The sequence below is a fragment of the Paraburkholderia sp. GAS206C genome (assembly GCF_050435645.1).
GTDB classification, from domain to species: domain Bacteria; phylum Pseudomonadota; class Gammaproteobacteria; order Burkholderiales; family Burkholderiaceae; genus Paraburkholderia; species Paraburkholderia phenazinium_B.
In genome coordinates, this window is the sequence record NZ_JBNDKR010000004.1 from 567,651 (window position 1) to 580,100 (window position 12,450).

7 protein-coding genes are annotated in these 12,450 nt (G+C 62.7%); 4 read left to right on the top strand and 3 right to left on the bottom strand.

Going from position 1 to position 12,450, the window contains the following annotated elements; translation table 11 throughout:
* Nucleotides 1-75 precede the first annotated feature (75 nt).
* A complete protein-coding gene (aceE, locus tag P3T20_RS14655) occupies nt 76-2,772 on the bottom strand; it encodes a pyruvate dehydrogenase (acetyl-transferring), homodimeric type (RefSeq protein ID WP_074264145.1) in 2,697 nt (898 codons plus the stop codon).
* Between the two features lie 276 nt (nt 2,773-3,048).
* Here aceE and fixL point away from each other — a divergent pair, with 276 nt between their 5' ends.
* From fixL to folD, 3 genes are all read left to right on the top strand, one after another.
* Nucleotides 3,049-5,562 carry an oxygen sensor histidine kinase FixL gene (gene fixL / locus P3T20_RS14660; RefSeq protein ID WP_074266012.1) on the top strand — a complete coding sequence of 838 codons (2,514 nt, stop codon included), beginning with the start codon at nt 3,049-3,051 and terminating at the stop codon, nt 5,560-5,562.
* A complete protein-coding gene (fixJ, locus tag P3T20_RS14665; RefSeq protein ID WP_011488992.1) occupies nt 5,559-6,203 on the top strand; it encodes an oxygen response regulator transcription factor FixJ in 645 nt (214 codons plus the stop codon). The genes fixL and fixJ overlap by 4 nt, the downstream gene beginning before the upstream one ends.
* 250 nt (nt 6,204-6,453) lie before the next feature.
* Complete coding sequence (folD, locus tag P3T20_RS14670; RefSeq protein WP_074264144.1) at nt 6,454-7,311, top strand: bifunctional methylenetetrahydrofolate dehydrogenase/methenyltetrahydrofolate cyclohydrolase FolD; 858 nt, start codon at nt 6,454-6,456, stop codon at nt 7,309-7,311.
* 114 nt (nt 7,312-7,425) lie between these two features.
* Here the strand turns inward: folD and P3T20_RS14675 are convergent, their stop codons facing one another.
* Complete coding sequence (locus P3T20_RS14675; RefSeq protein WP_074264143.1) at nt 7,426-8,538, bottom strand: acyltransferase family protein; 1,113 nt, start codon at nt 8,536-8,538, stop codon at nt 7,426-7,428.
* 306 nt (nt 8,539-8,844) lie between these two features.
* Here P3T20_RS14675 and P3T20_RS14680 point away from each other — a divergent pair, with 306 nt between their 5' ends.
* Complete coding sequence (locus tag P3T20_RS14680; RefSeq protein ID WP_429287156.1) at nt 8,845-10,947, top strand: M3 family metallopeptidase; 2,103 nt, start codon at nt 8,845-8,847, stop codon at nt 10,945-10,947.
* A 147-nt stretch (nt 10,948-11,094) separates the two neighbouring features.
* Here the strand turns inward: P3T20_RS14680 and P3T20_RS14685 are convergent, their stop codons facing one another.
* Nucleotides 11,095-12,384: an amidohydrolase family protein gene (locus tag P3T20_RS14685; RefSeq protein ID WP_074264141.1), complete on the bottom strand. Its 1,290-nt coding sequence runs from the start codon at nt 12,382-12,384 to the stop codon at nt 11,095-11,097.
* Nucleotides 12,385-12,450 lie beyond the last annotated feature (66 nt).

The following is a 12,450-nucleotide window of genomic DNA, read 5'->3' on the forward strand; positions in this document are numbered from 1 at the left end:
TCCTGGGCCGCGCACGCAACCCGCCCCTGGCGATCAGGAGCAGACGCGCACGCATGGCACTCGGGGAATGATGCCTTAGACGGTCATCGGGTTGGGTTTGGCCGGATCAAGGTTGTACTTCTTGAGCGCCTCTGCGACGACCTTGCGTTCGATCGTGCCTTCATCTGCCAGTGCATTCAACGCGGCAACCGTGACCCAGTAGCGGTCCACTTCGAAGAAGTGACGCAGCTTTTCACGGGTATCCGAACGGCCGTAGCCATCCGTGCCCAGCACGACGAACTTCTGCGGCACGAACGCACGGATCTGCTCGGTCAGCGCGCGCACATAGTCGGTCGATGCGATGACCGGCCCTTGTGCGTCCTTCAGCAGCTTCTCGACGTGCGAGACCTTCTTCTCTTCGGTCGGATGCAGCAGGTTCCAGCGCTGCACTTCGTGGCCTTCGCGGGCCAGTTCCGTGAAGCTCGGCACGCTCCAGAGGTCGGCAGCGACGCCCCAGTCGTTCTTCAGCAGGTCGGCTGCAGCGATCACTTCATTGAAGATCGTGCCCGCGCCCATCAGTTGAACGCGCGGAGCCTTGGCGTCCGCCTCGGCCTTCCTGAACGCGTACATGCCCTTGATGATGTCAGACGCTACGCTGTCGCCCTGCGGAATCGCCGGGTGCTCGTAGTTCTCGTTCATCACGGTGATGTAGTAGTACACATCTTCCTGATCCGCGACCATGCGGCGCAGACCGTCCTGCATGATGACGGCGAGTTCGTAACCGAACGTCGGGTCATAGCTGATGCAGTTCGGCACCGAAGCCGCCCACAGCAGCGAGTGGCCGTCTTCGTGCTGCAGGCCTTCGCCGTTCAGCGTCGTACGGCCGGCGGTACCACCCAGCAGGAAGCCGCGCGAACGCATGTCGCCCGCGGCCCACGCCAGATCGCCGATACGCTGGAAGCCGAACATCGAATAGAAGATGTAGAACGGGATCATGATCTCGCCGTGCGTCGAGTACGACGTCGCGGCAGCGATCCAGTCCGCCATACCGCCGGCTTCGTTGATCCCTTCCTGCAGGATCTGGCCGGTTTCCGATTCGCGGTAGAACATCAGCTGGTCGGAGTCTTCCGGCACGTACTTCTGGCCGTCCTGATTCCAGATACCGATCTGGCGGAACAGGCCTTCCATACCGAACGTCCGCGACTCATCCGGCACGATCGGCACGACGCGCTTACCGAGCGCCTTGTCCTTCAGCAGGATGTTGAGAATCCGCACGAACGCCATCGTCGTGGAGATCTCGCGGCCTTCGCCTGTGCCCTTCAGCAGCGGCTCGAACACGTCGAGCGCCGGCACCGGCAGCGACTCCGCCTTCTGACGACGCGCCGGCAGATAGCCGCCGAGGTCCTGGCGGCGAGCGCGCATGTACTCGAGCTCCTTCGAACCTTCTTCGAACTTGAGATACGGCACGTTGACGATATCTTCGTCGGAGATCGGCAGGCGGAACTGGTCGCGGAATTTCTTCAGCTGATCCACGTGCAGTTTCTTCTGCTGGTGGGTGATGTTCATCGCCTGACCGGCTTCGCCCATGCCGTAGCCCTTGATCGTCTTGGCGAGGATCACGGTCGGCTGGCCCTGCGAATTCGATGCTTCCTGGAACGCCGCGTAAATCTTGTGCGGATCATGGCCGCCGCGGTTCAGGTTCCAGATGTCTTCATCGGACCATTCGGCAACCAGCGCCTTCAGTTCCGGCGTGTTGAAGAAGTGCTCGCGTACGAACGCGCCGGACTCCGACTTGTACGTCTGATACTCGCCGTCGACGACTTCCATCATCCGGCGCATCAGCGCACCCGACTTGTCGCGCTGGAACAGCGCATCCCAGCGGCTACCCCAGATCACCTTGATGACGTTCCAGCCCGCACCGCGGAATTCGCTTTCGAGTTCCTGGATGATCTTGCCGTTACCGCGCACCGGTCCATCCAGGCGCTGCAGGTTGCAGTTGATCACGAACACCAGGTTGTCGAGGCGTTCGCGGCCGGCCATGCCGATCGCGCCGAGCGATTCCGGCTCATCCGTTTCGCCGTCGCCGAGGAACGCCCAGACCTTGCGGCCTTCGGTCTTGACGATGCCGCGCGCCTGCAGGTACTTCATGAAGCGCGCCTGATAGATCGCCATGATCGGGCCAAGGCCCATCGAGACGGTCGGGAACTGCCAGAAGTCCGGCATCAGCCACGGGTGCGGATACGAGGAGATGCCCTCGCCGCCCACTTCCTGACGGAAGTTGTCGAGCTGGCCTTCGGTCAGACGGCCGAGCAGGAACGCGCGCGAGTACACACCCGGCGACGAATGGCCCTGCACGAACACGAGATCGCCACCGTGCTTGTCCGACGGTGCATGCCAGAAATGGTTGTAGCCGACGTCATACAGCGTGGCAGCCGAGGCGAACGAGGCAATGTGACCGCCGACGTTGGTGTCCTTGCCGGCACGCAGCACCATCGCAATGGCGTTCCAGCGCGTGTAAGAGCGAATCCGGTGTTCGAGGTCCTGGTCGCCGGGAATCGGCACCTGACGCGACACAGGAATCGTATTGATGTAGGGGGTATTGGCAGAGAACGGCAGGTGTTCGCCATGCACGCGCGCAAATTCGATCTGTTTCTCGATCAGGTAGTGGGCGCGGTCGGGACCTACAGCAGAAATCACGCCATCTAGCGCTTCCAGCCATTCGCCGGTTTCCTGCGGATCATCGTCTTTCTCGGCGGCGACATATTTCATGACTTCGTCGGGTACAGCGGACATGCTCGTCTCCTGGGGGATAAGGAACGCTCTTTGAACAGACGACGCGGACGAGGGCCGGCCGCGGCAGCTTCGGGCCGATTGTAATAAGGCGCTCGCCGTCTGCGCAACAAAATTTTCGAATTACGAGATCGTTTCTCATAATGCGGAATATTGTTGCGGCGCACCCTGGTTTGGCTGCCTTTCAACGGATACGTCGGCTAGTTTGCTCCGATTAGCGGCACTTTCAGCGTTTTTTTGCGCCATTTGCTAGCGACACGCTGCGCTACAATGCCAGCCATGTTGACCGAACGGCTTTTCGCACGCTCGGCGCGGCCGTCCGGTTCGCCGGCGGATTCGTCGCCGTCCCGCTGGCACCATGGACCATGGTGGTCGAACTCCTATTTGCTGACGCCGCTCCTGTCGATCCTGGTGTTCCTGGTCGTCATGAGCCTGATCCTGTGGAGCCTGAACCGGCGCGAGCAACAGCAGCAGGAAGACACGCTGTACCGCAACGTGGCGTGGGCCCAGCAGCAGATTCGCCTGTCCATGACGGGCGCGCAGGAACAGATCCAGGCACTCGCGCGTGACATCGCCGCCGGCCACGCCGACCAGCATTCGTTCCAGGTGTCTACCACGGACATCCTGCAGGGCCATCCCGAAATCCTCTACATGAACTGGTACACGGCGCAGCAACAGCCGCGCTGGCCCAATACCGCGCTGCCGGTGCTCGGCCAGCGGCTCGCCAGACCCAGTGACGAACAGATGGACGAAGCCGTAAAGGCCGCGTTCAACGATGCGCGCAACTCGCGCCGCCAGACCTACTCACCGCTCTTCTACGACGACCTCGGCAACGGCTATCTGACGTTGCAGACGCCGGTGTACCGCGACCGCGAGTTTCTCGGCTCGATCGCCGCGGTGTTCTCGATCGAAGGTGTGCTGAAGCACGACATCCCGCCTGAGCTGTCGGCCAAGTACAAGATCTCGATCATCGACCTGAACAATCGCGAGCTTGCCACCACCTCGACGCGCCCGCGTCTGCCGCGCGACGCGTTCTACGACCTGCCGCTCGACCCGCCCGGCCAGGGTGTCTCGGTGCGCGTCTATGCGTACCCGCAGATGACCAACTTCACGAACAACACGCTTGTGTGGCTGGTCGCAGGTCTGTCGTGCTTCGTGCTGTGGAGCTTGTGGAGCCTGTGGAAGCACACCCGGCAGCGCTTCGAAGCACAGCAGGCGCTGTACGCAGAAGCGTTCTTCCGTCGTGCGATGGAAAACTCCGTGCTGATCGGCATGCGCGTGCTCGACATGCATGGACGCATCACCCACGTCAATCCGGCCTTTTGCCGCATGACGGGCTGGGACGAAAGCGACCTCGTCGGCAAGCAGGCGCCCTTCCCCTACTGGCCGCGTGACGCCTACCCCGAAATGCAGCGCCAGCTCGACATGACGCTGCGTGGCAAGGCGCCCTCGTCCGGCTTCGAGCTGCGCGTGCGGCGTAAGGACGGATCGCTCTTCCACGCCCGGCTCTATGTCTCGCCGCTGATCGACAGCTCGGGCCGTCAGACTGGCTGGATGTCGTCGATGACCGACATCACCGAACCGAAACGCGCCCGCGAAGAACTCGCCGCCGCGCACGAGCGCTTCACCACCGTGCTCGAAAGTCTCGATGCCGCTGTGTCCGTGCTCGCCGCCGACGAAGCCGAGCTTCTGTTCGCTAACCGCTACTACCGCCATCTCTTTGGCATCCGCCCGGACGGCCACCTGGAATTAGCGGGCGGCGGGTTCGATAGCGCACAGGCGTCGTCCGATTCGATCGATATGGTCGATGCCTATGCGGGCTTGCCCGCCGCCGCACTGACCGAAAGCACCGCGGACGCCCAGGAAGTCTATGTACAGGGCATCCAGAAATGGTTCGAAGTGCGCCGCCAATACATCCAGTGGGTAGACGGCCATCTGGCGCAGATGCAGATTGCAACCGACATCACCACTCGTAAGCAGGCCCAGGAACTCGCGCGCCAGCAGGACGAGAAGCTGCAGTTCACCAGCCGTCTGATGACGATGGGCGAAATGGCTTCTTCGCTTGCTCACGAGCTGAACCAGCCGCTCGCGGCAATCAATAACTATTGCTCCGGAACGGTTGCACTGGTTAAATCAGGTCGGACAACGCCTGACAATCTGCTGCCCGTGCTCGAAAAGACCGCGCAGCAGGCGGTGCGGGCAGGCATGATCATCAAGCGGATCCGTGAATTCGTGAAGCGCAGCGAGCCGAAACGCCAGGCCACCCGTGTCGCCGATATCGTGGCGGACGCGGTCGGGCTTGCCGAAATCGAGGCACGCAAGCGCCGTATTCGCATCGTCACGGACCTGCGTTCGCGGCTGCCGGTGATCTATGTGGACCCGGTGCTGATCGAGCAGGTGCTCGTGAACCTGTTGAAGAATGCGGCTGAAGCCATGCACGATGCACGGCCTAATGCAGTCGATCCGGTGATCCGCGTGGTCGTGCGGCTCGATAGCGGGTTCGTCTGCATCAGCGTCGTCGACCAGGGGCCGGGCGTCGACGAAGCGACGGCCGAGCGTCTGTTTGAACCGTTTTACAGCACCAAGTCCGATGGCATGGGCATGGGGCTGAATATCTGCCGTTCGATTATCGAATCGCATCGCGGCCGTCTGTGGGTGGTCAACAACGTCGAATCTGACGGCCACATCACAGGCGCCACGTTCCATTGCAGTCTGCCTATTGGAGAGCCTGATACCCCGAGCAACGGCGGGGCACAGGCGCCGACACCACAAACCGTTACGGGAGAGCTATGAACAGCCCAGTCACCACACAGGAAACAGTCTTTGTCGTCGACGACGACGAGGCCGTGCGAGATTCGCTGCGCTGGCTGCTGGAGGCGAACGGCTACCGCGTGCAGTGCTTCTCCAGCGCCGAGCAGTTCATCGACGCCTGGCAGCCGCACACGCACCCGGGGCAGATCGCGTGTCTGATCCTCGACGTGCGGATGTCCGGCATGAGCGGTCTCGAGTTGCAGGAACGCCTGATCGCCGACAACGCCTCGCTGCCGATCATCTTCGTGACGGGCCACGGCGACGTGCCGATGGCCGTGTCGACGATGAAGAAAGGCGCGATGGACTTTATCGAAAAGCCGTTCGACGAAGCCGAACTGCGCAAGCTGGTCGAGCGCATGCTCGATAAGGCGCGCAGCGAAAGCACCAGCGTGCAGCAGCAACGTGCCGCTGCCGAGCGGCTGGGCAAGCTGACCGCGCGTGAGCATCAGGTGCTCGAGCGCATCATCGCCGGCCGTCTGAACAAGCAGATCGCCGACGACCTCGGCATCAGCATCAAGACGGTGGAAGCGCACCGCGCCAACATCATGGAAAAGCTCAACGTCAACACCGTCGCAGATCTGCTGCGACTGGCGCTGTCGAACAAGCCGCAACCGGCGCAGTAAGCCGGCGTCGTTGCAAAGGCAGTAGAGGTGCGCGGCTAGGGCTGGCTGCGCACCTTGCTTGCCGCAGTACTTCATCCTCTCCCCTCGCGCTTCTCGCGCCACTCCGCGATCGTTCCGTGCATCCTGGCTGAAAGAGCGCCGGGCCGCGCCGGTATAATCCTGTACTTCGTCGCCGCGCCCGATTTGCACATCCAGGCGCACCGCACGCCCCCGCATTCCGAACACCACCCTATCTCGACCTCGACCGACCATGACAGCCAAACTGATCGACGGCAACGCCCTCTCCAAGACCTTGCGCGGCGATGTCGCGACCCGCGCCGCCGCCCTCACGGCTCGCGGCCACCAGCCGGGCCTCGCGGTCGTGCTGGTGGGCGACAATCCGGCCAGCGAAGTGTATGTGCGCAACAAGATCAAGGCCTGTGAAGACAACGGCCTGCACTCTTCGTATGACCGCTATCCGGCTACGCTGTCGGAGGCCGATCTGCTCGCGCGCATCGACGCCTTGAACAACGACCCGAAGATTCACGGCATCCTCGTGCAACTGCCGTTGCCGAAGCATATCGATAGCCACAAGGTGATCGAAGCGATCGCACCCGAGAAAGACGTGGACGGCTTCCACGTCGCCAACGCAGGTGCGCTGATGACCGGCAAGCCGTTGTTCCGCCCCTGCACGCCGTACGGCGTGATGAAGATGTTCGAGGCCTACGGCATCGACCTGAAGGGCGCGAACGCGGTGGTGATCGGCCGCTCGAACATCGTCGGCAAGCCGATGGCGTTGCTGCTGCTCGAAGCGGGTGCGACGGTCACGATCTGCCACAGCAAGACGCGCGATCTGGCCGCGCATACGCGCAACGCCGACGTGGTGGTGGCCGCCACGGGTCTGCGCAATATCCTGACCGCGGAGATGGTGAAACCGGGCGCAGCGGTGATCGATGTGGGCATGAATCGCGACGAGGCCGGCAAGCTGTGCGGCGATGTCGATTTCGCCGGCGTGAAGGAAGTAGCCGGCTTTATCACTCCGGTGCCGGGCGGCGTCGGCCCGATGACGATCACGATGCTGCTCGTCAATACGATCGAAGCGGCTGAGCGCTCGGCTGGTCAGGCGTAAGGCGGTTCAAGCGTAACGAAGCCGGCGCATTCGCTGTGGCAAGCGCTGTGCTTGCGGCGCGGGCGCGAGCCGTATCATCAGCTCGCGCTCGCCCGCATTTGCCCGCACCCGTATCTAACGCGCGGCCGAATTGGCTGCCGCCGCCCCAACTGCGCCCGGTGTACGCGCCAGACGCCGGTGGCACCACACCAGTACCGGCCGCTCCACAAAGCGCCACGAGAGCACTGCGCAAAGCAGGATGAAGGGCGCGGCAACCAACGTTGCCGTCTGATGACTCAGACGTGGCGCGAGACTCGCCACACATTGCTGCATCATGAAGCCGTACAGATAGATGCCGTACGAGTAATCGTTGCGTGGCGTGAGGCGGCGCAGCAGCGGCGTCGTGCCGACCCACAGCACGCCGTACACGAAGGCCAGATAGAACAGCGGTTGCGCGGCAGCCGTGTCGCGGAACACCAGAAACACCATCACGAGACCAAGCGCAGCGAGGCCATGAAGCTCGATGTCCTCGCGCCAGCCGTACAGCAGCATGCCGATGAAAAAGAACGGCTCGGGCCAGAACGAATAGCCGGGCGTCTTTGCGGAGAAGTCGCGCAGCTCGAGGTGCAGATGCGGCACCAGATGCACGCGCAGCACGAATGCCGCCAACCCCAGCGCGGCGGCAAGCACCACACCCCAACGGTTCGACAGCAAGCCCACGAGCCCCGTGAACAGCACGATCAGATAGCAGCGCACCGCGAGCGGCAGCGTCCACAGCGGCGCGCTGACTTCGTTCAGCCAGCGGTTATGCTCGAACACGCCGGGCACGGCCCAGCTGCCGTTCAGCACGAGCGTCGAGAAATTGTCGAGGTTGGCCCATGTCACGCCGGAGGCGAAATATTCGCGCAGCGGCAGCGTGGTGAAGAGCGGCCCGATGACGAAGACCGTCACCAGCGAACCGGCAGCCACAGCCGGCCAGATACGTGCGATGCGCAGTACCGCGAAGCGCGGTGCCGAGCGCTGCCGGTCGAAACTGGCCGTCACCAGCATGCCGCTCAGCAGAAAAAATGCGTAGATCCCGAATGCGATCAAACCGTCGAAACCGAGCGCGTTCGGGACCCAGTCGGTGCTGCCGTCCGGCTGCTGAAGCAGGTACGAGTACCCGTAGACGACGGCAATGGCCGCAAGGAGACGCACGAGGCCGAAGTTGTTCTCGTTACGCGATAAGGCATGCGAAAGCGGATTCATCTGGCGTTCTCCTGTCGGCCACTTCATCGCACCATGCCGCAAAGCAACAAACCTGACCGTTCGCTTTCGTACAGACCGGTGGAGCGCACGAAAACCCACCAAGCCGCGCACGACAGCCACCTCCGTCCCAAACGCTCTGGCACAAATATCGCAACAGATACACGAAAGACGAACTTCTGATAATTTGTGCCGTAGCCAATTGGAATCGCAGCCCGCTGCCCCAATAATGTCGATATCGGGCGCCGCCACGAGCCGCGTCCGCATACTCGCGCCTAGCCTATTCACTCGCGTCAGACAGGAAGCCTTATGTCCACCAACCAACCCACACACGACAACCCGCTCCTCGATTTCTCCGACCTGCCGCGCTTTGGCGACATCCGCCCCGAACACGTCACCCCCGCTCTCGACGTCCTGCTTGCCAACGCGACTGCCGCCGTCGAGCGCGCCGCGGAACCGATCACGCCCGCTTCCTGGTCCGACGTGGTCGAGCCGGTAGAGCGCGTAACGGAGCCGCTGTCGCGCGCCTGGGGCGTCATCGGTCACCTGAACGCTGTCGCGGACACACCTGAGCTGCGCGCCGCCTATGGCGAGAATCTGCCGCGCGTCACAGAATTCTGGTCGAGCGTCGGGCAAAACCTTGCGCTATTCGAAAAGTACAAGACGCTCGCCGCCAGCAGCGACTTCGGCTCGCTCACCGGCGAACGCAAGAAGATCCTGCAGAACGCCCTGCGCGATTTCCGCCTGTCGGGTGCGGAACTGCCCGAAGACCAGAAACCGCACTTCGCTGAATTGCAGGAACGCCAGGCCAGTCTGTCGAAGTCGTTCTCCGATCACGTGCTGGACGCCACCAACGCCTACGCCTACCTCGTCGACGACAAGGCACAACTGGCAGGTCTGCCGGAAGATGTGATCGAAGGCGCAGAAGAAGCGGCCGAACGCGACGGCAAAAGCGGCTGGAAATTCACGTTGCATTTCCCGTCGTACTTCCCGGTCATGCAATACGCGGAAAACCGCGCGATGCGCGAGACGATGTACCGCGCCTACGTCACGCGCGCCTCGGAACTGGGCGGCACCTACGGCGGCGGCAAGGCCGAGTGGGACAACACGGCGAACATCGCCGAGCAACTGAAGCTGCGCGCCGAAGAAGCGCACATGCTTGGCTATCACAACTTCGCCGAGGTCTCGCTGGCGCCGAAGATGGCCGAGTCCCCCGCGCAAGTGATGGCCTTCCTCGAAGACCTCGCCACGCGTGCCCGTCCGCATGCCGAGCAGGACTGGAAAGAACTGCGCGAATTCGCCGCCAACGAGCTTGGTTTGACCGAACTGCAACCGTGGGACATGATCTTCGCCGCGGAACGTCTGCGTCAGAAGCGCTATTCGTTCTCGGAAAACGAGGTCAAACAGTATTTCCCGGAAGACACCGTGTTCAAGGGCCTGTTCAAGGTCACGGAGACGCTCTTCGGCGTGAAGATCCGTCGCGATGAAGCGGCCGTATGGCATCCGGATGTGCGCTTTTTCCGCGTCGAGAATCAGGACGGCGGTCTGGTCGCGCAGTTCTACCTCGATCTGTATGCGCGCGAAGGCAAGCGCGGCGGCGCGTGGATGGACGATGCGCGGGCCCGTCACAAGCATGCGCAGGGCGGCGTGCAAACGCCGGTCGCGTATCTGACCTGCAACTTCTCGGCACCGGTCGGCGGCAAGCCGGCCTGCTTCACGCATGACGAAGTGATCACGCTGTTCCACGAGTTCGGCCATGGTCTGCATCACATGCTCACGCAGGTCGATGAGCTAGCCGTGTCGGGCATCAACGGCGTTGAGTGGGACGCGGTCGAACTGCCGTCGCAGTTCATGGAAAACTTCTGCTGGGAGTGGGACGTGCTGAGCGATATGAGCTCGCATGTCGAGACCGCCAAGCCGCTGCCGCGCGATCTGTTCGACAAGATGCTGGCCGCGAAGAATTTCCAGAGCGGCCTCGGCACGCTGCGGCAAATCGTGTTCTCGATGTTCGACATGAAGCTGCATACGGATTTCGATGCGACCGGTTCGCTGAGCGCCAACGATCTCGCCCGTGAGATCAACGAGCGCTTCCACGTGGTGCCGCAAGCGGCGTTCTCGCGCTGGCCGAACACGTTCAGCCACATCTTCGCCGGCGGTTATGCGGCGGGCTACTACAGCTACAAGTGGGCCGAAGTGCTGTCGGCCGATGCCTATGCCGCGTTCGAAGAAGCGGCTCAGGCGGCGAGCGGCAGCGTGCTCGATGCGGCCACCGGCACGCGCTATCGCAAGGAGATTCTTGAGGTGGGCGGCAGCCGTCCTGCGATGGAATCGTTCAAGGCGTTCCGCGGCCGTGAGCCGAATATCGACGCGCTGTTGCGTCATAACGGTATGACGCCGGCTACGACGCATTGAGCTTTGCGCGCCTATTGGCGCGGCTTCTGGAAAAAACCGGTGCCCTGCTCACTCACGCAGGCACCGGTTTTTTATTGCGGGTATTGCCCGTATCGCCAGCGTTACCTGTTATGACCGTTACTCACGTTGACGTTACCCACGCTAACGTTACTCACGCCGCAGCTTGAAATCGACCTCCCCCGGTCGACCATCGAGCGCAAGCGTCGCCCGCGCAGCGGGCGAGCGGGCCACCACCTTGCCACGCCGCACCACCGCCAGCCGCGCCGCGCGCAGACGGATGGCTTCGACCGGATCGCGCGCATCGAGTAACACGAGATTCGCCTCGCATCCCGGCGCGATGCCATAACCTTCGAGCCCGAGAATCCGCGCTGCATTTACCGTCACCGCGTCGAAGCACGCATGCATCGCGTCAACGCCGGTCATCTGTGCGACGTGCAGCCCCATGTGGGCCACCTCGAGCATATCGCCCGAACCCAGGCTGTACCACGGGTCCATCACGCAGTCGTGGCCGAATGCCACCGTGATACCCGCAGCCATCATCTCCGGCACACGCGTCATGCCGCGGCGCTTCGGATAGGTATCGCTGCGGCCTTGCAAGGTGATGTTGATGAGCGGATTAGCGATCGCCGCCACGCCCGAATCGCGCATCAGCGGCAAGAGCTTGCTGACGTAGTAGTTGTCCATCGAATGCATCGAGGTCAGATGCGAACCCGTCACGCGTCCCTGCAAACCAAGCCTGTGCGTCTGCGCAGCCAACGTTTCGATGTGACGCGAAAGCGGGTCGTCCGATTCGTCGCAATGCATGTCCACGCGCAAGCCCTGCTCTGCCGCGTACTCGCACAGCATGCGCACCGACTCCGCGCCATCCGCCATGGTCCGCTCGAAGTGCGGGATGCCGCCGACCACATCGACACCGAGCGCAATTGCTCGCTTCAGATTGTCGAAGGCACCCGCGCTGCGCAAAACCCCGTCTTGCGGAAAGGCAACCAGTTGCAGGTCGAGGTACGGCGCGACGCGCCGCTTGACCTCGAGCAACGCTTCGACGGCCAGCAGGCTCGGATCGCACACGTCGACATGGCTGCGAATCGCCAGCAGACCGCGCGCCACCGCCCAGTCGCAGTACTGCAGCGCGCGCTCGATCAGAGCCTCCTGGGTCAACTGAGGTTTCAGTTCGCCCCACAGCGCAATGCCTTCGAGCAGCGTGCCGGACGCATTGACGCGCGGCAGACCGTAGGACAGCGTCGCGTCCATATGAAAATGCGGGTCGACGAACGGCGGCGTAACGAGCGAACCGGCGGCGTCGATTTCTTCTGGGGCGCTCGCCGCAAGATGCGGTTCGACCGCGATGATGCGCCCCGCCTCGATGCCGATATCGACCGGCTCTCTATATTCGGAGGCACTACGCGGCAGGCTGGCACGGCGGATGATCAGGTCCATGTCTCGCTCCTTTGACTGCCATCGATTCTATCGGCGTCAGAAAGGCCTTGGGGGGCGACTAAACGA